Genomic DNA, 25,911 nt, shown 5'->3' on the forward strand with positions numbered 1-25,911 from the left:
GCATCCGGCCGCCTTCGCACGCGCACGTCTCCCACCCCCACTTCCCGAGGAGTGACGATGCGTAGAACACCCGCACCCGTCCCGCCCGCCGTCCGCCGGGGACGGCGGTGGACGGCGACCGTCCTGACGGTGCTGGCCCTGCTGGCCGGCACCGTCCTCACGCTTCCCGGGGCCGCGACCGCGGCGCCGGCGGCGTGGACTCCGAAGCCCGCGCCGATGACCACGCCGTGGACGAACCAGGTCCCGGTCGACAACCCGCTGCCGGAGTATCCGCGCCCGCAGCTCACCCGCCCCGACTGGGCGAACCTCAACGGCGTCTGGGATTTCGCCGTCACCTCGGCGAACGCCGGCCGGCCCGCCGCGTTCCCCGAGCAGATCCGGGTGCCGTTCGTCGCCGAGTCGGCTCTCTCCGGCATCCAGCGCCGGATCACCCGGAACGACAAGCTCTGGTACAAGCGCACGTTCACCGTCCCCGCGAGCTGGGACGGCCGCCGTGTCCAGCTGCACTTCGGCGCGAGCGACTGGCGCACCACCGTCTGGGTCAACGACCGCCAGGCGGGCGCCGTTCACGACGGCGGCTACGACGCCTTCTCGTACGACATCACCGACCTGCTGAACCGGGGCGGCGTCAACACGGTCGTCGTCTCCGTGTGGGACCCCACGCAGGACGGCAGCCAGGCGGTCGGCAAGCAGCGGCTGAACGACGTCCGGCCGCATCCGGGCGGCGGCATCTTCTACACGGCCGCCTCGGGCATCTGGCAGACGGTGTGGCTGGAGCCCACGACGGCGGCGCACATCACCCGGCTCGACATGGTGCCGGACCTCGTGAACAACCGGCTCAAGGTCATTGTGCGGGGCGCCGGGACGAGCGGGCATCAGGCCCGCGTGACGGTCTCGGCCGGCGGCGTCACGGTCGGCACGGCCACCGGTCCGGTCGGTACGGAGTTCACCGTCCCGGTGCCGGACGCCCGCCGCTGGACGCCCGACGACCCGTTCCTCCACGACGTGCGCGCCGACCTGCTGTCCGGCTCCACGACGGTCGACTCGGTCGGCAGCTACACCGGGATGCGCACGATCGGGCTGGCCCGCGTGGACGGTGTGCTGCGGCCCGTGCTGAACGGGCAGTTCGTGTTCCAGACGGGCACCCTGGACCAGGGCTACTGGCCCGACGGCATCTACACCGCGCCGACCGACGCGGCCCTGCGGTTCGACCTGCAGAAGCACAAGGATCTGGGCTTCAACATGGTGCGCAAGCACATCAAGGTGGAGCCGCAGCGCTGGTTCTACTGGGCCGACCGGCTCGGTCTGCTGGTGTGGCAGGACATGCCCTCCATGGAACGCACGCCCGACACGGCGGGGCGCGCCCAGTGGGAGGCCGAGTACCGGCGGATCATCGACCAGCACCGCAGCTCTCCGTCGGTGGTCATGTGGGTGAACCAGAACGAGGGCTGGGGCCAGTACGACCAGGCGCGCATCGCGAACGAGGTGAAGGCGTACGACCCGTCGCGGCTGGTGGACAACATGAGCGGGGTGAACTGCTGCGGCGCCGTCGACGGCGGCAACGGCGACGTCGTCGACCACCACGTCTACGTCGGCCCCGGCACCACCGTGCCCGACGCAGGCCGCGCCGCGGTGCTCGGCGAGTTCGGCGGTCTCGGCTTCAAGGTGGCCGGCCACGAGTGGTACCCGGGCGGCGGCTTCAGCTACGAGGACCAGCCGTCCCTCGCCCATCTGGACAACCGGTTGGCCGGGCTCCTGGACGGCATCCGGGAGGTGCGTCTCCCACGGGGCCTGTCCGCGGCCGTCTACACGGAGATCACCGACGTGGAGAACGAGGCGAACGGGCTGCTCACCTACGACCGTCAGGTGGTCAAGGTCGACGAGGCGCGGGTCCGGGCGGCCAACCGGGCGCTGATCGACGCCTCCCGCTCGCCGGCCGCCCCGGTGACGCTGCCCACCGGCCAGTTCCGCTCGCTGCGCGTCACGACCCCCGGCTACACGGACCGTTACGTGCGGCACAAGGACGGCGCGGTGTTCACCGAGGTGGTGGACGGCGGCAGCGCGGCGCTGCTGAAGGCCGACGCCACCTGGCGGATCGTCCCCGGTCTGGCGGACGCCTCCTGCTATTCGTTCGAGTCGCGCAACTACCCGGGCGAGTACCTGCGTCACCGCGAATCCCGCGTGTACAGGGAGGGCGGAAGCAGCGACCTGTTCCGCGCGGACGCCACGTTCTGCCCGGTGCGGGGTGCGAGCGGCGGGGTGAGGCTGTCGGCGTACAACTTCCCCGGGCAGTATCTGCGCCACTACGACGCCGAGTTGTGGCTGGCGGTCCCCGGCGGCAGCCGCGCCTACGACTCCCCCGTCCTGTTCACCGAGGACACCACATGGGCGGTGGAGGCGCCCTGGACGCCCTGAGCCGTGGGTGACGGGAACGCGAGAGGGGGCGGACGCCGTGGCGTCCGCCCCCTCGTCGTGTCGTGCGGGGGTTACGGCTTCTCCGCCTCGTGGAGGGCGGTCACCTCCTCGGCGGTCAGCGCCTTGTCGTAGGCGTGCACCTCGTCGACGGAGCCGTTCCAGAAGTCGGTGTCGTCGCCGTTCCACTTGGCGCGGCCGACCGCGAGGGGGCCGGAGCCGACGTAGTTCGGGCCGCCGGTGACGGTGGCCGCCTTCTTGCCGTCGACGTACAGGGTGATCTGGTTGGTGGCGCCGTCGCGCACGCCCACCAGGTGGTACCAGCGGCCGAGTTCCGGCCGCGTCTCGAGGCGGGCCCGTTGTCCGCCAGGGGTGCTGAAGGCGAACGCGCCCTGTCCGTACTGGAGGTAGAACGGGCTCGCCTGGCGCCGGCCGTCCTGGCTGACCGCCGTGGCGTAGTTGCCGGGCAGCGCGTCGAGGGTGACCCAGGCGGAGACGGTGTAGCTGCCGGTGGTGTCGAGGACCGGGCCGTCCGTCTGGGCGAACTGGCCCTGCCCGTCGAACTTCAGCGCGCTGCCGCTGACTCCGGTGGTCCAGGTGGCGCCCGCGGTGAGCTCGAGCGCCTTGCCGTTCGGGCCGTCGTCCTCGGCGGTGGTGCCGGTGCCCTCGTCGAGGGACCAGTGACCGCCGCCCTCGAGCTGCTCCCGCTGGCCGGCGGAGGCGCCCGCCGCGATCACCTTGAGGTTGATGTCACGGACCTGCTTCGGGTCGACCTTGATCTCCCTGCGGTCGTACGTGTAGAGGCCGTTGAGTTCGTTCTCCAGGTCGGTGATCTGCGTGTACACGGAGCCGGACAGCTCCGCGGCGGCCTGGTCGAGGTAGAACTTCTCGGTGTTCTCCACGTACTTGCGGGTCAGCGCCTCCTTGCTGTCGACGCCGCTGTAGATGACGGTGGGCGGGCCGGGCCACATGTGCCCCGGGGTGCGCAGGGTGAAGCCGCCGTGCTCGCCGTCCATGGCCGCGCGGTGGTCCGGGAAGGGCGGGTCCTCGTTGTTGTAGTCGTGGTGGTCGATGATGTCGCCGGTGCCGGAGTCGCCCTTGCTGTTGCAGCAGTTGACCCCGCTGTGCGCGTTGACCACGCGGGACGGATCGGCGGCCTTGACCGCCTCGGTGAGCTTGCCGGTCTCCTGCCGGTCCCACTCGCCCCAGCCCTCGTTGAAGACGATCCAGCCGATGACGGAGGGCGAGCTGTGGTGCTGGCGCATCATCTCCCGGCCCTCGTCGACGAACGCCTTCCGGCCGTTCGCGCTGGTCAGGTCGCCGGAGACGAAGTCCTGCCAGACCAGCAGACCCAGCCGGTCCGCGTGGTAGAACCAGCGCGGCGACTCCACCTTGATGTGCTTGCGGACCGCGTTGAAGCCGAGCTGCTTGTGCGCCTTCAGGTCGAAGGCCAGGGCCTCGTCGCTGGGCGCGGTGTAGAGCCCGTCGGGCCAGAAGCCCTGGTCCAGGGTGGCGAGGGAGAAGACGGGCTTGCCGTTGAGGACGAGCTTCCTGTAGCCGCCCACGTCCTCGATGCCGATCTTCCGCATGCCGAAGTAGCTGTCGACCGTGTCGGTGGACCGGCCGTCCTTCAGCGTGACGTCGAGGTCGTAGAGGTACGGGTCGTCCGGGCTCCACAGGTGCTGCTCGGCGAGCGGCAGCTTCAGCTGCTTGTCGGCGGGGCCGGTCACCCTGCCGACGACCTTGCCGCGGTGGTCGCGGGCCACGGCCTCGACGCGTGCCTTCGCGGACGCGCCGGCGGACTCGACGGTCACCGCGAGGGTCTTCGTGTCGATGTCCGGCGTCATGACGACGTTGTCAATGGACGTCTCGGCGACGGGCTCCATCCACACCGTCTGCCAGATGCCGGAGGACTGGGTGTACCAGATGCCGCCCGGACTGGTGGACTGCTTGCCCACCGGCTGGTCGGGGCCACCGGTGTCCGTGACCGCGACGACGATCTCCTGGGGCCCCTTGTCCTTCAGCGCGTCGGTGATGTCGGCGGTGAACGCGTTGTAACCGCCGGTGTGTTCGGCGACCTTCCTGCCGTTGACCCAGACGCGGGCCTGGTGGTCGACGGCGCCGAAGTTCAGCTTGAGCCGGTTCTTTCCGCTCTTGCCGACCTTCCAGTTCTTCGGCACGTCCACCAGCTTGCGGTAGAACATGTGGTCCTCGTGCCGCTCGACCCCGGAGAGCAGCGACTCCGCCGGGAAAGGCACGATGATCTTCTCGTTCAGGTCCCTGCCGAAGACGGGCTGCTCCCCCGCCTTCGCGCCGCTGAACTGCCACGGCCCGTTGAGGTTCTTCCACTGCTTCCGCACCTGCTGGGGCCGCGGGTACTCGGGCAGCGGGTTGTTCTTGTCCACCTTGTCGCCCCACGGGGTGGTGAGGCGGTGGGTGGAGACGTTCTCGGCGTAGCGGGCGATGCGGGGCACGGCTTCGCCGCCGGCGGTGAGGCCGCCCTCGCCGTCGTAGACGACGCGGACCGTCTGGGCCTTCTGGACCGCTTCGGAGAGGGTGACCTGGAGACTGTTCCGGTCGCCGGGGACGGTCTTCACCGACCTGATCGGCAGGGCGGTGGTGTCGGCCTCGACCTTGAGGTGCCCGGCCACCTGCCCGAGGTCACCGACCCGGCCGCCGAAGCGGGCGCGCAGGGTCCGGCCGTCGCGGCCGACGGTCAGCTCGACCGGGTAGACCTCGAAGTCGGCGGGCGGGGTGAACGCCGTCATCGGCACGAGCTGTTTGGGGAGCGTCGGCGTCGACCAGCGCAGGTACATGTTCGACCCGCCGACGTCCTGGAACATCTCGAGGCGGAAGTCGTACTTCTTCCCCGCGGTGAGCCGGACGGCGGCGCTGGTCTGCTCCCGGTCCCAGTCGGGCTCCCAGTGGTCGATGACCGGCTCGCCGTCGATGTGGAGGCGGAAGCCGTTGTCGCCGATGGCGTAGAAGGTGTAGTCGTCGGTCGCCGGGACCTCGATCTGGCCGGTCCAGCGGGCGGTGGTGTGCTCCGTCCGGCCGGTCAGCTCCTCGAAGGTACTGGTGAGGCCGGCGAAGTTGATCTGCGGCTCGAGCTGGGCGCCGCCGAGTTCGGCGAAGTCCCGGGCGCCGGGCGCGGACATGCGGAAGTACTCGCCTCTCAGGCCGTGCACCTGCACGTCGGCGTCCGCGGCGCGGGCGGCCGAGGCTCCGTCGGCCACGGCCGGTGCGGCGGCCGTGGCGGCAGGCGCCAGGGCGCCCGTGGACAGGGCGAGCGCCGTCACGGTCAGCACGGCCCACCATCGGGATCTCGGGCGGGGGTGTCGTCTGGTCATCGAACCTTTCCTCGCGCTGGGTGCATGGGGCCACGGCGGAACGAGGGCGGCCGTCGTCAGTTCCGCCGGGAGTTCTTCCAACGTTGGAAATCCGGTGTGCAGCGGAATGACAACATGCGGTGCGGCGGCTGTCCAGGCTTTGCGCAGAGGTGACTGTGCGTCAACAGAGGTTCGATGTACGGCTGGTGGCCGCCCCCTGGCGAGGAGCGGCCACCGTCCGGGTCAGTCGCCGGCGCCGAACGGACCGCCGGCCGCGAAGGCGTGGGCGGCGAACCGCTTGCCGATGAGCCGGTGGGTGGCCGCGTCCGGGTGCAGCCCGTCGGGCAGCGGGAGTTCGGCGTGGTCCCGCTCCCCGTACAGGAGGCGGCCGTCGAGGAGGTGCAGGTGCGGGTCGTCCTTCGCCCGCGCCTGAACCACCCGTTCCAGTTCCTCGCGTACGGCGTTCAGCGTCAGCTTGCCCTCGGCCCGCTCCTCCGGGTCGCCGGAGGCGACGAACGCCAGCTTCCCCTCGGCGAGCCGGCTGAAGTCGAAGGCCGTGGGGCCGGGCGTGTCCTCGTGCAGGGGGCACAGGATCGGCGAGAGGACCAGCAGCGGCGTGTCGGGGTGGCCGTCGCGGATGGTGTCGAGGAAGCCGTGCACGGCGGGGCCGAGAGCGCGCAGCCGCATCAGGTCGGCGTTGACGAGGTTGATGCCGATCTTGAGGCTGATCAGGTCGGCCGGCGTGTCGCGCATGGTGCGGGCGACGAACGGGTCGAGCAGCGCGCTGCCGCCGAAGCCGAGGTTCACCAGGTCCACGTCCCCCGCGGCCGCGGCGAGCGCGGGCCAGGTGGTGGTCGGGCTCGCGGCGTCGGAGCCGTGGCTGATGGAGCTGCCGTGGTGCAGCCAGGTGCGGCGGCCGGAGGCGGGCGCGGGCTCGACCGGGGCGTCGGTGCGCAGCGCGACGAGCGCGGTGATCTCGTTGTACGGCAACCAGATCTCCACGGTCTTTTCGGTGCCGGGCAGCCCGTCGAAGCGGACGGCGCCCGCCGGTCCCGAGCTCAACTCGGCGCTGCCGGTCGACATGTCGATGGTGACGGTGTTGCCGCCGGTCGCGGACGCCTGCCCGGCGAGCCGCCCGTCGACGAGCAGGTCGTAGGCTCTCGGGGCGGGGCGGGGCGCCGGCGTAGACGCGCTTGGTGGGGACGGTCTCCAGCTCGACGACGGTGGCGCGGGTGCGGAAGACCAGGCGGACGCCGGAGGGCTGGGACTCGGCCATGGCGAGCTGCCCGTCGGCGCACTGGGCGCGCGCCCACGCGGGCAGACGGTGCGGCAGCAGTCCGTCGGGGGTCTCCTCCAGTTCGAGGGCGCCGCGTACGAGCTCGGGGGTGACGGGGGTGGTCATGGTGGGGTGGGAAGCGGAGGGCATGTCCGGGTCCGTCTTTCGGTGAAGTGGGTGGACGTGAGGGGCGTGTCGGCGGTTCAGGAAGCCGGCGGCCAGGTGCGCAGGAGGGTGTCCAGCGCGTCGAGGACGCGGGACCATGTCTCCTCCGTGTCGGGAGCGCTGTGACTGAAGCCACCGCCCATCTCGATGCTGACGTAGCCGTGGAAGACACTGCCGAGCAGACGGACGGCGTGGGTCTGGTCCGGCTCGTCGAGGTGGTAGCCGCGCAGGAGGGCGCGGGTCATCTTCGCGTGCCGTACGCCGGCGCTGGCCGCGGCCGTCTCGGGGTCGAGCCGGAACTGCGCGGCCGCGTACCGGCCGGGGTGCTCACGTGCGTAGTCGCGGTAGACGTTCGCCAGCGCGACGAGGGCGTCCTTGCCCGCCCGTCCGGCCAGTGCGTCGGCGGCGCGGTCGGCGAGTTCCTCCAGGGCGAGGAGCGCGATGCGGGTCTTGAGGTCGTGCGAGTTCCGCACATGGGAGTAGAGGCTCGCCACCTTGACGTCGAAACGCCGGGCGAGCTCCGAGACGGTCACCTGGTCGAAGCCCACCTCGTCGGCGAGGGTCGCGCCTGCTGTCGTCAGGCGTTCGGTGGTGAGTCCTACGCGCGGAACCATGAGCGTCCCTTCCTTTGGCTACAGCCAGTGTGCCGTCACCTAAAGACTTTAGGCAAAAGAAGCAGGGGTGAAGCTGCTCACACGGTGAGTGTGGGACGGCGGGGGCCGGGCGGGCAGTTCCCCGCGCCCCTGCGGGGTGCCTCGGTGATCGGCGTTTTGGCCAACTGGCGCCCCTAGACGACGCCCGGCGTTGAGGGACTCGTACCCGGGCCGCCGCTCGCCGCACGGAGAGGACGTCGTCCGAAACACGTGTGTTCGATACCAGTGGCCGTCTCGTTGAGTCTCGTGCCGTCGCCCTCACCCCTCTGACCAGCAGGGAGAAGTGCCGTGACCCGACAGACCGCTCAGGCCGTACCGCCCCCTCCGCCCGCCGAGATCACCTTCTCCGGCCACCAGTCCGTGAACCCGCTCGCCCAGACCGGCTTCCGTGCCCTGTGCTCCCAGCTCCCCTCGGTGCTGCGGCGGATCTGCGTCATGGCGTGGCGCATCGACCGCCGGGCCGTGGTGCTGCTCCTCGTCTGCCAGCTGGTGACCGGCGTGTCGGCGGCCGCCCTGCTCACCGCGACGGCCCGGGCCATGGGACCGCTGCTGGGGTCCGGCGCGGTCGGCGACCGGCTGCGCGACGCCCTGCCCGCGCTGGCCGTCGTCGGGGCGGCGAGCGCCGTCGCCCGCGGGTCGGTCGCACTGGCCACCTACGCCGAGCGGCGCGTCACTCCGCGGCTGACCACGGAGACCGACTGCGCGCTGGTCGAGGCCGTGTGCCGGGTGGAGGCCGCGGCCTACGCCGTGGACGGTTTCGCCGACCGCCAGGAGGCCGCGGAGATGGGCGTGATGCGCACGCATGTGATGGTGACGGACGCCCAGCGGTTCATGGCGGCGCTCATCAGGATGGTCACGGCCTGCGGCGTCCTGTCGGTGCTCAACCCGCTGATGCTGCCGCTGCTCCTGCTGGCCGTCGCCCCGGCGGGCGCGGGCGCCGTCCTCACCGCACGCGTCGACTACGAGATCCACTACGCGAACATCGCCGACCGCACCGTGCGCGGAATGACGCGCTGGTGGGCGACCACACCGAAGTACGCCGACGAGGTCCGCGCCAACGGCATGACGGACTACATCCTTCACTGGTACCGCGCCCTGTCCGAGCGGGTGGACAGGAGGGCGCTGGCGGCGGCCCCGCGAACCCTGCGGATCGCCCTGCTGGCGTCCCTCGCCGGCGGCGTGTTCCTGGTGCTGACCTGGGTGGCGCTCGCCTGGCTCACGGCCTCCGGCCGCATCGCCCCGAGCGTCGCCGCCACGGCGGTGATCGCCGTGCAGACGACCCTGGCCGCGCTGTCCCAGGTCGTGATGAACGGCGCGGCGGTGTTCCACACCAGCCTGTACCTCGGTGACATGCAGGCGTTCCTCGACGACGCCGCCGCGCGCGCTCCCCGGCGAGGGCCCGTGGAGGTCGCGTCGCCGGTGGAGGAGATCCGCCTGGAGGAGGTGTCCTACCGCTACCCGGGCAAGGAGAAGCCGGCCGTGGACGGCGTGTCGCTCACGCTGCGGCGCGGGGAGATCCTCGCCGTGGTCGGCGTGAACGGGTCCGGGAAGAGCACCCTGACCCGTCTGGTCACCGGCATCCATCTCGCGGACAAGGGCCGGGTCACCTGGGACGGCGTCGACCTCGCCGACGCCGACCCGGCCTCGGTGTGGCGGTGCACGGGCCTGGTGCCGCAGATCTTCGCCCAGTGGCCGCTGCGGGTGCGGGAGAACGTGACACTGGGGCAGCCGCGCGGTGCGGGCGACGACGAGGTGTGGGATGCGGTCGACGCGGTCGGGATGCGGGAGGCCGTGGAGGGACTCTCCGCAGGGCTCCACACGCTGCTGGCCCGGGAGATCTTCGGCGGCGCGGAGCTGTCCGGCGGCCAGTGGCAGCGGCTGGCCTGCTCCCGGGCGCTGTACCGGCGGCCGCCGCTGCTGATCCTCGACGAGCCGACGTCGCAGATGGACCCGCGTGGGGAGCACGGCATCTTCGAGCGGATCAAGGCCATCGCGGGTGACCGCATCACCATCGTGGTCACCCACCGGCTGGAGAACACGAAGATCGCCGACCACATCGTCGTCCTGGAGCGGGGCCGCATCACCGAGCACGGCAGGTACGACGACCTGGTGCACGCGGGAGGCACCTTCGCCGACCTGCTGCGGCTGTCGCAGGACCGCTGAGCCGGGACCGCTGGGAGCGGCCGGTGCGGGGCCGGTCTCCGGGCCGGGTGCGGGGCCTCACGCGGGGCCTCACGCGGGGCCCACTCGGGGCCCACTCGGGTCAGGTGTCCCCGGCGTCCGTCGCGGGCGCGTCCTCGCGCAGGACCGGCGCGCTGCGCACGAGGCGCAGTGCCGTGGTCAGCAGGACGCCCCCGACGACATTGCCGAGGACGGCCCAGCCCAGCCAGACCAGCCAGTCGGCGTACCCGTAGGAGGTGTCGCCGGCGTGCAGGCCGGCGAACGCGATCATGGAGTCCAGGACCGAGTGCCACAGCCCCAGGCCGGCCAGGATGAACGCGGCGGACACCGACGCGGCGATCTTCCCGGTCATGGACTCGGTGCCGTGGTGCATCCTCGTCATCAGGGTGATGACGCCGCCGCCCAGCACGGTGAGGCAGAAGGTGCCCAGGGTGTACCCGCCGTCGACGAATCGCGCCCCCGACTCGGCAGCCGTGGAGTGCAGCTCGGGGAAGGCTTGCATCACGATCCACATGAACACCCATCCGCCGACCAGGTTCATCACCAGGACCGTGACCCACAGCCGCAGCAGGTCGAGCCAGGTGGCAGCCCCGGCGATCACGGTACTGACGGGGACGAGGAAGCCCTCGGTGAACAGTTCGCTGTGACCGAGCAGCAGGGCGATCAGCCCCACGGAGAAGGCCAGTCCGGCCAGAAGGTCGCTGCCGGTCTCGTGCTTGACGAACAGCAGCGTCATGACACCGACGCTCACGTCGATGCCGCCCAGCAGCGCGGTGGCCACCAGTGAGGCCCAGGTGCGGTGCAGACGGGGCCGGCCCTCGGCGACGATCCGTTCGGCGGCCTCGGCGACGCGGTGCTCCCCGGGGCCTTCCATGATCTGGTCGTCAGGCTCCATGGCGGCGCTCCGCGGCCGGGCCCGGGGTCAGTCGTCGAGCAGGGCGGTCGGGGTGTCGGGGAACAGCCGGGTGAGTTCGAGGCCGGGCCTGACCTTGGTGGCGAGGATGAGCAGGCGCAGCGGTTGAGGGGCCAGGTTGGTGACCGTGGTCCTGCGGGCCGGGCCGTCCGACGACTGCTCCTCGAACAGCAGGTGCAGTCCGGCGACGTCCATGAAGCGGGCGTGCTCCAGGTCCCAGACCAGTTCGGTCACACTCGCCGGCAGCCCGGCCGCGGCGGCCCTGAGCAGGGGAAGGGTGTCGTAGTCGATCTCTCCGTGCACGGTGATCCGCGCTGTGGAGCCGTCGATCTCTGTGGTGAAGTGCATGGCGGGCGATCCCCCTTCGAGGGGGTCGTGAGCCCAAAGGCGATGTGCTTCCCCGGAGGGGGCAGCCGACGATGGCGGGATCCGGCTGCCCGGGAAGGGGGCGACGCCCAGAACCCACGAGTCGGCACCATGACGCCGACCAGTCTCGTGTCCTGCCATCATGGCATGGGGAGTCGGCGGGAACATACGATGCCACCATGATCCACCCTTCGGATGATCTGCAGCCACGAGCGTTTCGGCGGGCGATTCTCAGCGGCTCCGACTTCGAGGAGCGGATCGGCTATGCCCGTGCCGTGGTCGACGGCGACCGGGTGCACGTGTCCGGGACGACAGGCTTCGACTACGCGACCATGACGATCGCCGACGACGTCGTGGAGCAGGCCGAGCAGTGCCTGCGCAACATCGGCTCCGCGCTGGCCGAGGCCGGCTGCACGTTCGCCGACGTGGTCCGGGTGCGCTACCTGCTGCCCGACCGGGCGGACTTCGAGCCCTGCTGGCCGGTGCTGCGCCGGTGTTTCGGGGAGGTCCGTCCGGCCGCGACGATGATGGTCTGCGGCCTCGCCGATCCCCGGATGCGGATCGAGATCGAGGTGGACGCCCGGCGCCCGGCCACCGCCGACCGGCCCGCCCGCCCCGTCAGCCCTCCGTCGGGGTGAGCAGCACGAAGTCGGCCTTGAACGGGTCGAGGCACAGGGCCATCCGGCCGACGCCCTCGGCGTCCACGGGGCCCATCTGCACCGTGCCGCCGTTGCCGTTCACCTGGGCGACGGCGGCGTCGCAGTCGGGGACCGCGAAGACCGGGTGCCAGTAGGGGCGCCCTCCGGCCAGGGACAGGGCGTCCTCGCCGACCTCCAGCAGGCCGCCGTGCATCCGCTCCTCACCCTGGCCCGCCGGGGTGATCAGGGTGTACGTGCCCTCGTCGCCCGGCATCGGCATGTCGCTGAACTGCCAGCCGAAGACGTCGCCGTAGAAGCGCCGTGCCCCGGCCGCGTCGCTGGTGTACAGCTCGGTCCAGCACAGGGAGCCTGGTGCGTCGACCAGGTCGACGCCCTTGCTCTCGCCGGGCTGCCACACGGCGAACTGGCCGCCCAGCGGGTCGCTGTACTGGGCCATCCTGCCCCACTGCTCGATGTCCATCGGCGCCACCCGGACGGTGCCGCCGCCTGCCTCGACGGCCCGGGTGGTGGCGTCCACGTCGTCGACCGTGTAGTAGATCATCCAGGCCGGCCGGGCGCCCTCCTCGGTGAGTTTGCCGAGGCCGGCGACCATCTTGCCGTCCTTGCGGAACATGCCGCCCTCGATCTCCTCGCCCATCGGCTCGTAGTCCCAGCCGAGGACAGCGCCGTAGAAGGACGCGGCGGCCGGGACGTCGGGGGTGCCGACGTCGAGCATGCAGGGCGAGCCGTGGACGAAATCAGTGGTGATCACCGCGAGGTCCTTTCGGAGACTCCGTTCGGTCTCAGCGTGCCACCGGGCCGCCCGGCGCGCCCTTCGGCTTCGCCGTCCGGGCGTCCCCGACGGCGAAGCGTCTCGTACGGGGCTCCGCGCCTTTCCGAAGCGGCCTGATGCGGACGCTCGTCGACGAGCGGCTCCACGAAGGTCCGCCGGGCGGGATCCTGATGCGGTCCCGCACGGCGAACGTAGGCGTTCCCGATGGTCCGGCCTGGGCGTGAAGGCCGGGCAGGGCACTGTCATCCCTGCAGGCCGACGCCCAGACGGTCCCGCAGCCCGGCGACCGTGACGCCGTACGTCTCCAGAACCTTCACGCCGTCGGGGCCGGGCTCGAAGACGCCGTGGTCGGTGTAGACACGGCGGACGCAGGCTTGCCCGGTGAGCGGGTAGGTGCACGCGGGGACGAGCTTCGGGGCGCCGTCACGGGTGAACAGCTTCATCATCACCAGCACCTCCTTCGCGCCGACCGCGAGGTCCATCGCGCCGCCCACGGCCGGGATGGCGTCGGGGTCGCCGGTGTGCCAGTTGGCCAGGTCGCCGTGGACGGACACCTGGTAGGCGCCGAGGACGCACACGTCGAGGTGGCCGCCGCGCATCATGGCGAAGGAGTCGGCGTGGTGGAAGTACGCCGCACCGGGCAGCTCGGTGACGGGGACCTTGCCGGCGTTGGTGAGGTCGGTGTCGATGTCGTCGCCGGTCGCCGCCGGACCCATGCCGAGCATGCCGTTCTCGGTGTGCAGGACGATCCCGGCGTCCTGCGGGAGGTGTTCGGCGATGCGGGTCGGCCGGCCGATGCCCAGGTTGACGTAGGAGCCGGCCGGGATGTCGCGGGCGATGCGGGCGGCGAGTTCGTCGGTGGTGAGCGGGGCGCGGTCGGCCCGCTCCGGCAGGGCGGACGTCATCGGCGGGCCCCTCCCACGGTGAGGCGGCGGGCCTCGGCCCGTACCAGTCGGTCGACGAAGATGCCGGGCGTCACCACGGTCTCCGGGTCGATCTCCCCCGGCTGCACGATCTCGGTGACCTGCGCGACGACCGTGGCGGCCGCGGTGGCCATGACGGGGCCGAAGTTCCGGGCGGTCTTGCGGTAGACGAGGTTGCCGGTCGTGTCGGCGCGGTGCGCGGAGATCAGCGCCACGTCGCCCTTGACCGGGTACTCCAGGACATGGGTGCGCCCGTCGATCTCGCGGGTCTCCTTGCCCTCGGCGAGCGGGGTGCCCACGCCGACAGGGCTGTAGAAGGCGCCGATGCCGGCGCCGCCCGCCCGCACCCGCTCGGCGAGGGTGCCCTGCGGGACGACCTCCAACTCGACGCGTCCGGCCCGGTACAGCTCGTCGAAGATGTAGGAGTCGCTCTGCCGGGGGAAGGAGCAGATCACCTTGCGTACCCGTCCCGCCTTGAGCAGCGCGGCCAGGCCCACGTCGCCGTTGCCGGCGTTGTTGGACACCACGGTCAGGTCGCACGCACCCTGCCGGACGAGGGCGTCGACGAGGTCGAACGGCATTCCCGCCAGTCCGAACCCCCCGACCAGCACCGTGGATCCGTCCTCGACGCCTGCCACGGCCTCGTCGGTCGTGGCGGCGATGGTCGTCGTCATCCCTGGCTCACCTCGTCGGTCACGTCTTCCAGGACCACGGCGAGAGCCTGGCCCACGCCGATGCGGACGGCGGTCACGCCCGTGCGTGGCCGCGCGTGCTGACGATCCCCGGGTCGCCGCCCCGGGCGTCCACGCAGGCGAGCGACTGTACCGCGAACGCCTCGTCGAGTTCGACGGCGTGCACCCAGCGTCCGGTGATCCGGCCGGCCCCCTCCCCCGGCGGCGACGTCGACGGGTCGCACGGCACCGCAGAGTCTGAACGCGCGCAGGCACAGGCCCCGTTGAGCACGAAGCGTCGACAACTCCGTGCGCAACGGCGCCTGCGCCGACTCGGCTATCCGTTCTCGCGACCGCGCCCGGTCGCGGGCCGAGGAACCGTCGGACTCCGCCTGTTGGACGCTGTTGGCGATGCGCTCGTGCTCACGTTCGCCGTCGCGGGTCTGAATACCGCGAGCAGCTTGTGGGCGAGTTCGGTGACATTGTCGCCGAACGCCGAGTACAGGCCCTCGTTCTCGCACGGCGTACGCCGTGCGAGGAGCCGGAGGAGCGATCGCGTCGACCGCGGCCTTGGTGATGGGGATGACCTCCGGTCGCAGGGCGGCGATCCGGCGGGCCAGGCTGCCCACGAACGCGTCGAGTTCCCCGGCGGGCAGCGCACGGTCGATCAGGCCGTAGCGTTCCGCGAGTTCCGCGCCCACGAGTTCGGCGCCGAGGATGAGCTCCAGGGCGCGGGCCCGGCCCGCCAGGCACGTCATGGTCACCGTGCCACCGCCTCCGGGGAGGATCCCCATCAGGGACTCAGGCTGCCCCTGCCCCGACTTGCCGATCGCGCCGAAACGCATGTCCAGGGACATGAAAGAACTCGTTGCCCGCGCCGCGAGCGAAGCCCGCGAGCTTGCCTAAGGTGACCTGCGGCAGCGAGCGGACCTCCTCGCTCAGCGCCCGGAGGATGTTCATCCCTTCGGGAATGGTCGCGTCCGGTGCGGCCGCGATCGCTGCGCGGGTGGCTTCGGGCAACGCGTCCGGGTCGGTGAGGTAGGCCATGTCACCGTGCGCGATGAAGAACTCCGGGCCGGCGCTCTCGATAGCGGCGGCCGGGAGGACCCCGGCGACCTGCTGGACCCCGCGTTCGCCGCCTTCTCGGCCCCAGCACGCCGAGGGACGGACGTTCAGCCGTAGAGGACCGACCCGGTGGCGCGGCGGAACGGCCTCGTCACCCCTCGCCGCCCGAGGACTCCGTCCCGCGCGTCGGCCGGTCCAGGGGGTGCACGGCGATGGCGATCTTGCCGCGAGGGCGGCTGCGGCCCTCGCCGATGGAGCCGCCTTCCAGGAGTACGTGTGCCTGCGTGACGTCGGCCAGCGGCAGCACGGCACCGATCACCGGTCGGAGTTTGCCCTGGTCGACCAGCCGGCCGAGAGCCTCCAGCTTCTCCCGGCCGGGACTGACGAAGACGAAATGGTAGGTCGCGTTCACGCCCCACGCTGCGAGCAGGTTCTGGGGTTCGGGGGTGTCCACGATGGACACGACGCGGCCCCGGTCGGCGAGGACCTCCGGGCTGCGGCTGAGAGTGTCCCGGCCCACGGTGTCCAGGACGACGTGGGCTCCGCCCATCGCGCGGATCTGCGGCGCATAGTCACCCGCCGAGAAGTCGATCGCGGTGTCGGCGCCGAGTCCGGCGACGAACTCGTGATCCCGGGTCCGCGCGGTGGTGATCACCTCGGCCCCGAGCGCGGCGGCGATCTGGACGGCAACCGAGCCGACCCCGCCCGCTCCGCCGTGCACCAGGACCCGTTCACCGGCCCGCACCTCGGCGCGTTCGACGAGGGCCTCCCACACCGTCATGCCGACGAGCACGAGGCCGGCTGCCTCGACGTGCGACAAGCCTGCGGGTTTGCGGGCGACCAGCTCCTCGTCGACCACATGGAACTCGGCGTAGGTGCCCTGCCCGGCGAACATCGGCGCCAGGTACCAGACCTCGTCACCCGGCTGAAACCCGTCTGCCCCCGGGCCGGTCTCGACCACCACGCCGGACACGTCGTTGCCGATCACCGCGGGCAACGCGAGCTGGTCCTGGTAGTCGCCCCGCCGGGTCTGCAGATCAAGAGGATTCACGGACGTGGCCATGACGCGCACCAGCACCTGGCCCGGCCCCGGAACGGGCCGCGGCATCTCCCGGGCGGCGAACGCGACTTCCGGGTCACCGAAACGGACAAGTTCCATCACTCGCATCAAAGAGGGCATATGGCCACCGTAAATCGATACATTGCTAAGCGACAATCCATCGCTGCGTTACGATGTGCGCGTGTTCTCGGAGACGGAGTTGCTAGCTGTGTTCCGGGCTCTGTCGAATCCGGCCCGCCGCCAGATGCTGGTGTGGCTCAAGGAGCCGATGAGCTTCCCCGGCCAGAAGCCCGAGGACGTCGAGATCGGCGTCTGCGTGAGCGACATCCAGCGGCGCGCCGGCCTGAGCCAGCCGACCACCTCGCAGTACCTCACGACGCTGCGGCAGGCAGGACTGGTGGTCGCCACCCGGCGAGGCAAGTGGACCTACTACCGCCGCGACGAGGAGAACATAGCCTGCCTCCTGGAGACCCTGCGCGACGTCTTCTAGGCCGACGACACTCTCCAGCCCGAGCCTGAGGACGCCGTGCCGGACGCGCTCCGGTGCGACCGAGGGCAGGCGACGGAGTCGGCGCGCCTCGGCGTCCGGGCCCGGAGACGGCGCGCCGGCCGCCGGACCGTCGGCGGGACCACCTCGGGACGCCCCTGAGCACGTCTCCCCCGCGGCTTCGTCAACCGCACAGGACGTCCGACGGCCTATCGGGCCCTCTCGCCGGAGTGATCAAGGTCGGCCTGGAGGCCGGCGATCAGGGTGTCGACGAGGAAACGGAAGCTCCGCGTTACATCGCGCGGCATCCCGAAGGCGCCGGTGCCCTCGAGAGCGATGAAGCCGTGAAGCGCTGAGCGCAGCGCCCGTGCCGCGTCGACCGCGCGCGCGTCGGGCAGACCGAGGCCTGCGAGGACATCGAGCAGAACCTCCAGCGCCTCTTCACCTGCTTCGCGGTCCTCCTCGTCGTCAGCCGCCGGAGCCGGGACAGCGGCGGCGTAGCGGCCGGGATGTTCCAAGGCCCACTGACGGTAACCGTCGGCGAACGCCCGGACCGCGTCCGGGCCGGAACGCCCCACGGAGTCCCGGGCCAGTGCTGCGGTCAGCCGCTGGCTGCGGCGGGTCAGGACCGACCACGAGGCGGTGAACTACGCGGCGATCGCCCGAGGTGCCGGCATCGAGGCGATCCGTGTCGAGCACCCCGGGGACGTCGTCGACGGACTGAAGCAGGCGCTCACCCATGACGGACCGTTCCTGCTCGACGTGGTGACCGACCTCGACGCGCTGTCGATCCCGCCCCACATCTCGGCCGCCCAGGTCAAGGGATTCGCTTTCGCCGCGGGCCGGACCGTGCTCGACGGAGGCGTCGGGAAGATGATCGATCTGGCCCGCGCCAACCTGCGCAACATCCCCCGCCCCTGAGCAGCGGCGACCGACGGGACAGGGATGCCTGCCCCTGCCCGCCGGCGAGACGTCCGTCGATCCGGGCGCCACGGGACGGCTGGGGACGCAGTCCCGGCGCTGCGGGCGGGCGGGTTCGCGCGGTCGTGCGCGAACCCCCGGCCCCCGCAAGCGGACCCTCGACACTGTTTCCCCGGACCGGTGACGACGGACGGGGGCAGAGACCGTCGTCGTCAGAGGGTGACGACGAGCTTCCCCTGCGTGTGGCCGCCTTCGGCCGCGCGCTGGGCGTCGGGGGTCTCCTCCAGCGAGTAGGTCGCCTGGATGTGAGGGATGTACTTGCCGGAGCTCCCCAGCGCGGCACCCTCGGCGAGCAGCGTCGCGTCGTTCTCCGCGTAGAGGTGTCGCACGCCCAGCTCACCCGCGCGGGCCGCGTCGGCGACCGTCACGACGCGGTCCGCGTCGCCGGCGATGGCCACCAGGTCGGCGAGCGAGCCGGACGCCGCCAGGTCGATCACCGCGTCCACTCCCGCGGGCGCGATGTCGCGGACCCGGTCGGCCAGTCCGTCACCGTAGGCCGTGGGCAGGGCGCCCAACGTGCGCAGATAGTCATGCTTGGCCGGGCTCGACGTGCCGATGACGGTAGCGCCACGAGCCAGCGCCATGGCGATGGCAGCGCCGCCGACCCCGCCGGCAGCGCCCTCGATCAGCAGGGTGCGGCCGGACAGGTCGCCGAGCGCGTCGAGCGCCCGCCCCGCGGTGGCGACGGCGAGCCCGGCCCCGGCGGCCTGCTCCATGGACCACTGCTCCGGCACCGCGGCCCAGGCGCTCAGCACGGCGTACTCCGCGGTGGCGCCGAAGATGCCGCCGAGGCCGAAGACCTTGTCACCCACGGTGACCTGCGAAACACCCTCGCCGACCTCGTCCACCACTCCGGCGGCGTCACGACCGGGGATCGCCGGGAACTCGACGGGGAAGAACGCGCGCACCTCCCCCGAGCGCAGCTTCCAGTCGACGGGATTGACGCTGGCAGCGGCCACCCGGATACGGATCTCGCCCGGTCCGGCGTGCGGCTCCGGGACGTCTTCGATGACGATCACGTCGGCCGGACCGTAGTCGTGGTAGCGGGCAGCACGCATTGATGGCTCCTGGATCAAGGGGTTACTTGCAGCGGAAATTAACGTACAGTCATTTACTTTCCGTGGCAAGTGACTGTACGTTCCTTTCCGATGCAAGGATTTGCTGCTACGATCACGCCCATGACAGCGGACGGCCACCTCCCCCCTACCGAAGCGGCGACGTGGGACTCCATGCTGTCCGTGATCCTGTGGCTCCCGGCGGCCCTGGAAGCGCGACTCAAACGGGACGGCCTCTGCCATCACGAGTTCCTGATCCTGTGGTGCCTGACGCAGCACGGAGACCGCACGCACACCATGGGCTCACTCGCGGAGCTCTCCCGGGTCACCCCGTCACACCTGTCCCGCCTCGCGTCCCGGCTGGAGAAGCAGGGGTGGCTCGTGCGCCGACGGGACCCCTCGGACGCCCGGGTCACCATCGCCTCGCTGACCGAGGCAGGGTCTCGGAAATACGCGGAGACGGCGCCCGGCTACTTCGCGACGCTACGTGAACACCTCTTCGACCGGCTCACCGAGGAGCAGGTGGCCCAGCTCGGCGGAATCAACGCGGTCATCGCCGGCTCCCTCGCTCGCTGAGCGGGGCTCGCCCACCCCCTCCGCGGCCTCGCGTCAGGCCTCGGGTCGCCCTTGGGGTCCGCGGGTGACCAGCCGCCGCCATAGGTGCACTGCCGCCAGAGCCGCCGCCCCGGAGTGCCGGTCGCGAGGTCGCCCCCCCCCTGGCCGGACTCGCGATGCGACGGACCACGACGCCTGCCCTCCCCCGGCAGCATGGACGCCCCGTCGCGACTTATAAGTTGATACATCAACCGCGCGGGCTTAGGGTGAGACGTGGCCCACGGAAAGCCGTCGGGCCGAGTGACGGCAGGCCTGGCAGCGGGCCTACATGGAGGGCACATGACGGTCGAGGTCAGCGACGCTCCCGAGGCGAAGCGCTACGAGGCCCGCGTCGACGGGGAGTCCACGCCTGCGGGCATCGCGCAGTACATCCGAACGCCGGAACTCATCGCGTTCGTGCACACCGAGGTCGAGCCGCGGCACGAGGGCAGAGGCGTCGGGTCCGCGCTGGCCCGCACCGCCCTGGACGAGGCACGCGCGGCGGACCTGCGGGTGCTCGCCACCTGCCCCTTCTTCGCGGGCTGGATCGCCCGGCACCCCGAGTACCAGGACCTGCTGTACCAGTCGCGAAGCACAGTCAGCGACTGAGAAGGCCGTACACGTCGAGAAGGTGAGCCCTTGCGGGCCCCACCGCACCGGTCGCCGGGCCAGTCTCGGCACCGAACCGCTTTCCCACGGCGAGGCCTGGTCGACCGCGTCCGAGCGCTCTCCCCTCATGCCGGCGCCCGGCCTCACCAGGCGCACTGCATGAACTCGCTCCCCTCATCTATCTCTTGCGAGGGGACGTCGGCATGTCGCTCACCGCATGGAGTGAATCGCATCTCCAATGAAGCGACCGCCCGATGAAGGAGGACGAATGAGATCCATGATTCCCGACTACCTGGCCGAGGCGCTGGGAGACGTGGTCACGGATACGTCCGGAGAGACTGCCGGTTACATCCCCGAGCTGGCGACAGCGGACCCCGAGCGGCTCGGGGCCGCCTTCGCCATGGTGGACGGTGAGGTCTACGGTGCCGGCGACATCGACACCGAATTCACGATCCAGTCGATCTCCAAACCGTTCGTGTATGCGCTCGCCCTGTCGGATCGGGGCTTCGACCACGTGCTCGCGAAAGTCGGAGTCGAGCCGTCCGGGGAAGCGTTCAACGAGATCTCCCTCGAAAGCGGCACCGGGCGCCCTCTCAATCCCATGATCAACGCCGGTGCGATCACCGCTCACTCGCTGGCCGGCCCGGAGGACCTCCAGCCCGCTGAGCGCGTCGAACGCATCTCCGAAGGCCTCTCGGCCTTCGCGGGGCGCCGGCTGAAGATGGACGAGTCGGTACATGCCTCGGAGATGGAGCACGCGCACCGCAACCTCGCCATCGCTCACATGCTCGGCAGTCACGGCGTCCTGACTGGCGATGTGCGGGCCGTCGTCGACGGCTACATCCGCCAGTGCTCCCTGATCGTGACCGCGCGGGACCTGGCCGTCATGGCCGCGACATTGGCGAACCGCGGGGTGAATCCGCTGTCGGGCGAGCGGGTGGTGCCGGAACCCGTGGTGCGTCAGGTACTGAGCGTCATGTTCAGCTGTGGAATGTACGACGCGGCCGGTGACTGGGCTACCCAGGTCGGCATTCCGGCCAAGAGCGGGGTGGCCGGGGGGCTTATCGGCGCACTCCCCGGACAGATCGGCATCGCCACGTTCTCACCACGGCTGGACAGCCACGGGAACAGCGTTCGCGGGGTGTCGCTCTTCGAACGGTTCTCCTCGGACATGGGTCTGCACGTGATGGAGGTTCCCGCCGCCGCCCGCGCGGCCTTGCGCACCCATCACGTCGTCGGCAGCGGCCCCGGTGCCCTGCGGGTCCTGCAGTTGCAGGGCGGCTTGGGATTCGCAGGAGCGGAAAGGGTCGTGCGGGAGGTGGTGGGCACCACCCACCCGGAGACCAGGGTGGCCCTTGACCTCACCCGGGTGCACTCGATGGACGACGTCGCTCGACGCGTGCTCCTGGAGGTTGTACGCCGGCTGACGCTCGACGGCCACGAGGTCTACCTCGTCGACCCCGAAGCGGTCATGCCCGATCCCGATCCCGGCGACGGCGGCCGGGTCACGGTCGTGGCCCACCTTGACCAGGCCGTGAGCGCGCCGGGCAGGAGGTCCGATCCCGGGAGCCGTCGCCAGTAGAACACCGCGGGGTGGTGTGGCCGGGTCCCCGTGGCCCGACCACACCTGTGATCCTCACTCCGACGGCGTCAACTCAACGGCTGGATGTGGATGTTGCGGTACCGCACCGCGTTGCCGTGGTCCTGGAGACGGACGGCCGCGGCAGCCGGGCCTTCGGGCGCGCCGCCGCCCGTGGGGCCGTCCACGGCCACGTCGTCGTGGACCTTCCTGCCGTTCCACACCACCGTGATCCGCGCGTCGGACGTCTTGTTCCCCTCGGCGTCGTAGCGCGCGGCGCGGAAGACGATGTCGTACGACTGCCAGGTCTCCGGCGGCCGGGCGGCGTTCACGTCGGGCGCCTTCTTCTGGTAGATCGCGCCCGCCTCGTCGGTGGCGAGGGTGGTGTCGCCGTAGGAGTCCAGGATCTGCACCTCGTAGCGGTCCTGGAGGTAGACGCCGCTGTTGGCGCGGTCCTGGCCGGTGACGTCCGGGGGCAGCTTCGGCAGCCGGTACTCCAGGTGCAGCCGGAAGTCGTCGTAGCTGTCCTTGGTGCGGATGTCACCGCAGCAGACCTCGGCCGCCCCACCGTCGAGCGGCCACTCCACGGGGCGTCCGTCGGTGTGCTGCCAGCGGCCGAGGTTCCGGCCGTCGAACAGGGTGACCGGGGCGCCGTGCCGGTCGACGGTGACGAGGTCCAGGTTGACGTGCCCGGTGTCGCCCTCGTCGACCCGGTAGGCGACGCTGTTGTGCCCGGCGCGCAGCCGTACCGTCTCCCGCTGCGTGGACCAGGTGTCCCAGTCGCCGGTGCTGCGCAGCTCGGTCTGCTTGATCTTGCGTCCGTTGACGTACAGGGAGACCGACTTGGTGCCCTGGAAGGGGTTCGGGCCGTTGGAGTAGCGCAGACCCACGTCGTAGGAGCCTGCGCGGTCCACCGTGACGTCGAAGGTGGTGGCGGCGCCCTGGGTGCCGTACCGGTCGACGAAGCCGCTGCCCGAATAGCCGCGGTGGTCGGTGTTGATGCCGGCGGCCCCGGTGAGGGTGGCCTCCTCCGCCTCGTACACCGGGCCGGGTGCGGGCTGGGCGCCCGGGAGGGCGTTGAGGGTGTACCACGCCTCGGTGCTCCACAGGGTCTCGCCGGACGCGGAGCTGAACGGGCGCGGAGAGCGCAGGTGCACCACTCGCCCCGGCTTGAGTCCGTCGATCGTCAGGGTGACCTTCCTGCGGTCCGCGGACAGCTTCGCGGAGGTCACCGCCAGGGTCTCCTCGGCGATCTTGGGACCTCCGTAGTCACGGGTGGGGGTGTAGCGCCACTGCTCGGCCCGGTAGTGGCTCAGCAGGTCCTCGGCGGTCTCCTGCGACAAGGGCTGGGTGTACTCCAGCTCGAAGCCGCCCTTGCGTACCCGCATGGCCTGGATGTCGAAGGTGTTGCCGCCGTTGGGCGTCAGCTTCTGCAGGCCGAACCTCAGTTTGCCCTCCTGGCCCCAGTTGCCGTCGGCGCCCAGACCGCCCACGTAGATCGCGCCGTCGGGGCCCATGCTGACGCGGTTCACGCCCGCTTCGAGTCCCTGGGTGAAGCGGAACACCGCGCCCTGGTACTGGCCCTTGACCTTCTCCAGGTAGGCGCGCTGGAGCCCGCCGTAGGTGACGTCACCGAACAGCATCTGCCCCTTGAAGCGTCCCTTGGTCAAGTACAGCGGCGTGCTGGGCGAGTTGGCGATCTCGTTCTGCGGCAGCCACAGCACCGGCTGCGTCACCGGCTCCTCGTCGAAGGGTCCGGCGGGGTTGGTGTAGTGGTTGAAGAAGCGGCCCTGCTCGATCCGGACCAGCTTGGAAGCGGGCAGCCAGCCGCCCTGGTTGTCGGTGACGAACATGCCGCCGCCCGGTCCCCAGCCGATGCCGTTGGGCGTGCGGAGCCCTCCGGCCACATAACTGACCTTCCCCGTCTTCTTGTTCACCTTCACGGTGACGCCCCGGCCGGGGGCGGGCTGCGGGTCGGTGGTGGCGCCGCCGTAGTCGATGGCGACGGACAGGTTCAGATAGAAGTGGCCCTTGTCGTAGAGGAGGCCGAAGGCGAACTCGTGGAAGTTGCCGCCGTACGGCCACGTGGCGACGGTCCGGGACCGGTCTAGGGAGCCGTCGCCGTCACCGTCACGCAGTTCGGTCAGCTCGTGCTTCTGCGAGACGTAGACGGCGCCGTCGACGACTTTCAGGCCCATCGGCTCCTTGAGCCCGCCGGCGATCTTCGTGGCCGTCACCTTGTCGGGTCCCGTGGAGCCGGTGGCGTGGTCGAGGGCGTAGATCTCACCGGCCGTGTTGTCGGTGCCGCCCCAGGTGCTCACGAGCAGCCGGCCGTCGGGCAGCCAGTCCATGCCCGTGACCTGCGGCTCGAACCCCTCGGGGCGCAGGTCGGTGAGCGTGTGGTCGGGACGTACGGCGTTCAGCGGCAGGCCGTCGCCGGGCGAGTCGGCGATGCCCTCGCACTCCTTGCGGCCCGGCGCGGTCACCCGGACCACCCCGGCATCCGTGCTCAGCACCTGGTTCGGCACCGTCTCGAAGGCGTCTGCGCCCGGCGGCCGCCAGGCCAGGGTGAGCTGCTGGCCGCCGCCGCGCTCGAAGTGGTCGATGCGCAACGCGTGCATGCCCTCGGTGAGTTCGACGGTGCCGTCCCTGGGCTCGGCGCCGTGCAGCCCGTCGTGGTCGATCACCACCTGGTCGTCGATCAGCAGCCGTGAGCCGTCGTCGCTGGTCAGCCGGAAGGTGTACGTGCCGGCGGCCGGCGCGTGGACGTTGCCGGTGACCTGGCTGACGAAGTTGTCGGCGAACCCGCCGAAGTCGTCGGTCGAGCTGAAGTCGACGACCGGGGCCAGCCGGTCGACGTTCGGGGTCTGGCCGGGCTTGAGGGTGCAGATCTTCTCGAGCGGGACCTGTACGTCGAACACGCGGAGTGTGACTCCCGGTTCCTGGGGCGGCACGTCGGCGTGCGCCGCGGAGCCCGGGCGGGCCGAGGCCAGGGGCGACCCCCATACGCCGCCGGCCAGGAAGGCGCCGACGAGCAGGCCGGTGAGAGATCTTCGGACATGCCTGAACAGCCGTGCGTCCATGCTGCTGCCTCCTGCTGGGTCGACCGGAGGGCCGGACAACTCCGGTGCGGAACAAGCGTTTTCGCGAGTACGCCAACGGTTGCGCCGACACGCTAGGAGACTTCCGCTCAACTCGTCCATACTTTGTACTCGACGAGTTCAAAGTTCGTCGCGCGGAACGCGCGGACAACGAGAAGGCGGGTCCCCGGAGTTACGGGGACCCGCCTCGGTGCGTCTGAGGTCAGGGCTTGCGGGCCAGGCCGCCGTGCTCGGCGATGACCTGCGGCTCGGGCGCGTCCTCCTCCGGACGCCACTGCTGCACGGACACGACACCCGGCTCGACCAGTTCCAGGCCGTCGAAGAAGGAGGTGATCTCCTCCACCGTCCGCAGGTTGTACGGCACCGCGCCGCTGGAGTTGTATCCGTCCTGCGCCCGCTCGAAGACCGGGTCGACGCCGCGCGAGCCGTCGTTGACCGACAGGAAGCTGCCCGACGGGAGGGCCGCCATCAGCCGGTCGACGACCGAGCGCGCCTCGTCGTAGTCGGCGATGTGGCCGAGGATGTTGCTGAGGATCAGCGCGGTGGGACGCGAGAAGTCAAGGGTGTCGCTCGCGGCCTTCAGGATGCGTTCCGGCTCCAGGACGTTCGCGTCGACGTACGCCGTGGCGCCCTCCGGCGTGGAGTAGAGCAGCGCGCGGGCGTGGGCGAGGACCATCGGGTCGTTGTCGACGTAGACGATCCGGGACTCCGGGGCGATCCGCTGGGCGACCTGGTGGGTGTTGTCGGCCGTCGGCAGGCCGGTGCCGATGTCGAGGAACTGGCGGATGCCCTGCTCACCGGCCAGGTAGGTGATGTTGCGGCGCAGGAATGCGCGGCTGCTGCGGGCGATGGTGACGATGCCGGGGAAGACGCCGGTGTAGGCGTCGCCGGCCTCCTCGTCGACGGGGTAGTTGTCCTTCCCTCCCAGCCAGTAGTTCCAGATGCGGGCCGAGTGAGGCACCGAGGTGTCGATCTTCTGCTGGGGGGATCCGGGTGCCGTCGCAGGGTCGGTCATGAGTGCCGTCCGTGGTGTTCAGAGAGCTGTTGTCGCCGCTCAATC

General features: G+C 70.9%; 20 protein-coding genes and 4 pseudogenes. 8 read left to right on the top strand and 16 right to left on the bottom strand.

From position 1 onward, the window contains the following. The first annotated feature begins 57 nt into the window (after positions 1 to 57). The gene (locus ACF1AG_RS15480) at positions 58 to 2,415 is read left to right on the top strand and encodes an AbfB domain-containing protein (protein ID WP_387796391.1); all 2,358 of its coding nucleotides are present in this window, start codon (positions 58 to 60) and stop codon (positions 2,413 to 2,415) included. 71 nt (positions 2,416 to 2,486) lie between these two features. On the opposite strand, the gene ACF1AG_RS15485 is transcribed toward ACF1AG_RS15480, so the two are convergent. The 3 genes and pseudogenes from ACF1AG_RS15485 to ACF1AG_RS15495 all read right to left on the bottom strand — a co-directional run bounded on the left by ACF1AG_RS15485 (position 2,487) and on the right by ACF1AG_RS15495 (position 7,796). Beyond that, positions 2,487 to 5,762 carry a LamG-like jellyroll fold domain-containing protein gene (locus tag ACF1AG_RS15485; protein ID WP_359604914.1) on the bottom strand — a complete coding sequence of 1,092 codons (3,276 nt, stop codon included), beginning with the start codon at positions 5,760 to 5,762 and terminating at the stop codon, positions 2,487 to 2,489. Positions 5,763 to 5,984: 222 nt separating this feature from the next. Next, positions 5,985 to 7,167 (bottom strand): annotated as a pseudogene (locus ACF1AG_RS15490) (GDSL-type esterase/lipase family protein). A 53-nt stretch (positions 7,168 to 7,220) separates the two neighbouring features. Further along, positions 7,221 to 7,796 carry a TetR/AcrR family transcriptional regulator gene (locus tag ACF1AG_RS15495; RefSeq protein ID WP_391809859.1) on the bottom strand — a complete coding sequence of 192 codons (576 nt, stop codon included), beginning with the start codon at positions 7,794 to 7,796 and terminating at the stop codon, positions 7,221 to 7,223. Positions 7,797 to 8,123: 327 nt separating this feature from the next. Between ACF1AG_RS15495 and ACF1AG_RS15500 the strand changes: the two genes are divergently transcribed. Continuing rightward, entirely contained in the window at positions 8,124 to 9,998 is a 1,875-nt protein-coding gene (locus ACF1AG_RS15500; RefSeq protein ID WP_391809860.1) for an ABC transporter ATP-binding protein, read from the top strand. A gap of 100 nt (positions 9,999 to 10,098) precedes the next feature. Here ACF1AG_RS15500 and ACF1AG_RS15505 read toward each other — a convergent pair whose 3' ends face one another. Both ACF1AG_RS15505 and ACF1AG_RS15510 read right to left on the bottom strand, forming a co-directional pair. Continuing rightward, entirely contained in the window at positions 10,099 to 10,911 is an 813-nt protein-coding gene (locus tag ACF1AG_RS15505) for a formate/nitrite transporter family protein (protein WP_359604921.1), read from the bottom strand. 27 nt (positions 10,912 to 10,938) lie between these two features. Next, positions 10,939 to 11,277 (bottom strand): STAS domain-containing protein, encoded by a 339-nt coding sequence (locus tag ACF1AG_RS15510; protein ID WP_359604922.1) that lies wholly within the window; start codon positions 11,275 to 11,277, stop codon positions 10,939 to 10,941. A gap of 197 nt (positions 11,278 to 11,474) precedes the next feature. On the opposite strand from ACF1AG_RS15510, the gene ACF1AG_RS15515 reads away from it, so the two are divergent. Further along, positions 11,475 to 11,933 (top strand): RidA family protein, encoded by a 459-nt coding sequence (locus ACF1AG_RS15515; protein ID WP_387796398.1) that lies wholly within the window; start codon positions 11,475 to 11,477, stop codon positions 11,931 to 11,933. Here the strand turns inward: ACF1AG_RS15515 and ACF1AG_RS15520 are convergent. The 7 genes and pseudogenes from ACF1AG_RS15520 to ACF1AG_RS15550 all read right to left on the bottom strand — a co-directional run bounded on the left by ACF1AG_RS15520 (position 11,914) and on the right by ACF1AG_RS15550 (position 16,553). Continuing rightward, complete coding sequence (locus tag ACF1AG_RS15520) at positions 11,914 to 12,705, bottom strand: VOC family protein (protein WP_359604925.1); 792 nt, start codon at positions 12,703 to 12,705, stop codon at positions 11,914 to 11,916. The two genes, ACF1AG_RS15515 and ACF1AG_RS15520, sit on opposite strands and share 20 nt — an antisense overlap. Positions 12,706 to 12,968: 263 nt before the next feature. Next, on the bottom strand, positions 12,969 to 13,631 hold the full coding sequence (locus ACF1AG_RS15525; RefSeq protein WP_359604927.1) for a 3-oxoacid CoA-transferase subunit B: 663 nt from the start codon (positions 13,629 to 13,631) through the stop codon (positions 12,969 to 12,971). After that, positions 13,628 to 14,323 carry a 3-oxoacid CoA-transferase subunit A gene (locus ACF1AG_RS15530; RefSeq protein ID WP_391809925.1) on the bottom strand — a complete coding sequence of 232 codons (696 nt, stop codon included), beginning with the start codon at positions 14,321 to 14,323 and terminating at the stop codon, positions 13,628 to 13,630. The genes ACF1AG_RS15525 and ACF1AG_RS15530 overlap by 4 nt, the downstream gene beginning before the upstream one ends. Continuing rightward, a pseudogene (locus ACF1AG_RS15535) lies at positions 14,320 to 14,507 on the bottom strand (3-oxoadipyl-CoA thiolase); the annotation flags it as partial. The gene ACF1AG_RS15530 and the pseudogene ACF1AG_RS15535, both read right to left, overlap by 4 nt. 421 nt (positions 14,508 to 14,928) lie before the next feature. Further along, a pseudogene (locus ACF1AG_RS15540) lies at positions 14,929 to 15,177 on the bottom strand (enoyl-CoA hydratase/isomerase family protein); the annotation flags it as partial. Beyond that, positions 15,122 to 15,367, bottom strand: a complete 246-nt coding sequence (locus ACF1AG_RS15545; RefSeq protein ID WP_359604929.1) for a hypothetical protein — start codon at positions 15,365 to 15,367, stop codon at positions 15,122 to 15,124. The gene ACF1AG_RS15545 and the pseudogene ACF1AG_RS15540, both read right to left, overlap by 56 nt. 169 nt (positions 15,368 to 15,536) lie before the next feature. Then, complete coding sequence (locus tag ACF1AG_RS15550; RefSeq protein ID WP_359604931.1) at positions 15,537 to 16,553, bottom strand: zinc-binding dehydrogenase; 1,017 nt, start codon at positions 16,551 to 16,553, stop codon at positions 15,537 to 15,539. A 73-nt stretch (positions 16,554 to 16,626) separates the two neighbouring features. Between ACF1AG_RS15550 and ACF1AG_RS15555 the strand changes: the two genes are divergently transcribed. Then, entirely contained in the window at positions 16,627 to 16,935 is a 309-nt protein-coding gene (locus ACF1AG_RS15555) for a helix-turn-helix transcriptional regulator (RefSeq protein ID WP_024887775.1), read from the top strand. 206 nt (positions 16,936 to 17,141) lie between these two features. Here ACF1AG_RS15555 and ACF1AG_RS15560 read toward each other — a convergent pair whose 3' ends face one another. Next, on the bottom strand, positions 17,142 to 17,510 hold the full coding sequence (locus ACF1AG_RS15560; RefSeq protein WP_359604933.1) for a TetR-like C-terminal domain-containing protein: 369 nt from the start codon (positions 17,508 to 17,510) through the stop codon (positions 17,142 to 17,144). Between the two features lie 49 nt (positions 17,511 to 17,559). Here ACF1AG_RS15560 and ACF1AG_RS15565 point away from each other — a divergent pair. Further along, positions 17,560 to 17,853, top strand: a pseudogene (locus tag ACF1AG_RS15565) (thiamine pyrophosphate-dependent enzyme); the annotation flags it as partial. A gap of 212 nt (positions 17,854 to 18,065) precedes the next feature. Here the strand turns inward: ACF1AG_RS15565 and ACF1AG_RS15570 are convergent. Then, positions 18,066 to 18,971, bottom strand: a complete 906-nt coding sequence (locus ACF1AG_RS15570; RefSeq protein ID WP_359604935.1) for an NADP-dependent oxidoreductase — start codon at positions 18,969 to 18,971, stop codon at positions 18,066 to 18,068. Between the two features lie 120 nt (positions 18,972 to 19,091). Here ACF1AG_RS15570 and ACF1AG_RS15575 point away from each other — a divergent pair, with 120 nt between their 5' ends. The 3 genes from ACF1AG_RS15575 (at position 19,092) to ACF1AG_RS15585 (ending at position 21,753) form a co-directional block, all read left to right on the top strand. Continuing rightward, entirely contained in the window at positions 19,092 to 19,544 is a 453-nt protein-coding gene (locus tag ACF1AG_RS15575) for a MarR family transcriptional regulator (RefSeq protein ID WP_359604936.1), read from the top strand. Between the two features lie 318 nt (positions 19,545 to 19,862). Next, on the top strand, positions 19,863 to 20,171 hold the full coding sequence (locus ACF1AG_RS15580) for a GNAT family N-acetyltransferase (protein WP_359604938.1): 309 nt from the start codon (positions 19,863 to 19,865) through the stop codon (positions 20,169 to 20,171). A 268-nt stretch (positions 20,172 to 20,439) separates the two neighbouring features. Then, on the top strand, positions 20,440 to 21,753 hold the full coding sequence (locus tag ACF1AG_RS15585) for a glutaminase (protein ID WP_391809861.1): 1,314 nt from the start codon (positions 20,440 to 20,442) through the stop codon (positions 21,751 to 21,753). Between the two features lie 68 nt (positions 21,754 to 21,821). Here the strand turns inward: ACF1AG_RS15585 and ACF1AG_RS15590 are convergent, their stop codons facing one another. Continuing rightward, complete coding sequence (locus tag ACF1AG_RS15590) at positions 21,822 to 24,833, bottom strand: family 16 glycoside hydrolase (RefSeq protein ID WP_391809862.1); 3,012 nt, start codon at positions 24,831 to 24,833, stop codon at positions 21,822 to 21,824. Positions 24,834 to 25,053: 220 nt separating this feature from the next. After that, on the bottom strand, positions 25,054 to 25,866 hold the full coding sequence (locus tag ACF1AG_RS15595) for an SAM-dependent methyltransferase (RefSeq protein ID WP_359606596.1): 813 nt from the start codon (positions 25,864 to 25,866) through the stop codon (positions 25,054 to 25,056). Positions 25,867 to 25,911: the final 45 nt, after the last annotated feature.

Source organism: Streptomyces sp. NPDC014764, assembly GCF_043082785.1.
Lineage (GTDB): Bacteria > Actinomycetota > Actinomycetes > Streptomycetales > Streptomycetaceae > Streptomyces > Streptomyces althioticus.

Excerpts from the sequence above, each read along its gene's own strand:
- ACF1AG_RS15480 (WP_387796391.1), top strand. The coding sequence starts at position 58 with ATGCGTAGAACACCCGCACCCGTCCCGCCCGCCGTCCGCCGGGGACGG.
- ACF1AG_RS15485 (WP_359604914.1), bottom strand. The coding sequence starts at position 5,762 with ATGACCAGACGACACCCCCGCCCGAGATCCCGATGGTGGGCCGTGCTG.
- ACF1AG_RS15495 (WP_391809859.1), bottom strand. The coding sequence starts at position 7,796 with ATGGTTCCGCGCGTAGGACTCACCACCGAACGCCTGACGACAGCAGGC.
- ACF1AG_RS15505 (WP_359604921.1), bottom strand. The coding sequence starts at position 10,911 with ATGGAGCCTGACGACCAGATCATGGAAGGCCCCGGGGAGCACCGCGTC.
- ACF1AG_RS15510 (WP_359604922.1), bottom strand. The coding sequence starts at position 11,277 with ATGCACTTCACCACAGAGATCGACGGCTCCACAGCGCGGATCACCGTG.
- ACF1AG_RS15515 (WP_387796398.1), top strand. The coding sequence starts at position 11,475 with ATGATCCACCCTTCGGATGATCTGCAGCCACGAGCGTTTCGGCGGGCG.
- ACF1AG_RS15525 (WP_359604927.1), bottom strand. The coding sequence starts at position 13,631 with ATGACGTCCGCCCTGCCGGAGCGGGCCGACCGCGCCCCGCTCACCACC.
- ACF1AG_RS15530 (WP_391809925.1), bottom strand. The coding sequence starts at position 14,323 with ATGACGACGACCATCGCCGCCACGACCGACGAGGCCGTGGCAGGCGTC.
- ACF1AG_RS15545 (WP_359604929.1), bottom strand. The coding sequence starts at position 15,367 with ATGGCCTACCTCACCGACCCGGACGCGTTGCCCGAAGCCACCCGCGCA.
- ACF1AG_RS15550 (WP_359604931.1), bottom strand. The coding sequence starts at position 16,553 with ATGCGAGTGATGGAACTTGTCCGTTTCGGTGACCCGGAAGTCGCGTTC.
- ACF1AG_RS15570 (WP_359604935.1), bottom strand. The coding sequence starts at position 18,971 with ATGCGTGCTGCCCGCTACCACGACTACGGTCCGGCCGACGTGATCGTC.
- ACF1AG_RS15575 (WP_359604936.1), top strand. The coding sequence starts at position 19,092 with ATGACAGCGGACGGCCACCTCCCCCCTACCGAAGCGGCGACGTGGGAC.
- ACF1AG_RS15580 (WP_359604938.1), top strand. The coding sequence starts at position 19,863 with ATGACGGTCGAGGTCAGCGACGCTCCCGAGGCGAAGCGCTACGAGGCC.
- ACF1AG_RS15585 (WP_391809861.1), top strand. The coding sequence starts at position 20,440 with ATGAGATCCATGATTCCCGACTACCTGGCCGAGGCGCTGGGAGACGTG.
- ACF1AG_RS15590 (WP_391809862.1), bottom strand. The coding sequence starts at position 24,833 with ATGGACGCACGGCTGTTCAGGCATGTCCGAAGATCTCTCACCGGCCTG.
- ACF1AG_RS15595 (WP_359606596.1), bottom strand. The coding sequence starts at position 25,866 with ATGACCGACCCTGCGACGGCACCCGGATCCCCCCAGCAGAAGATCGAC.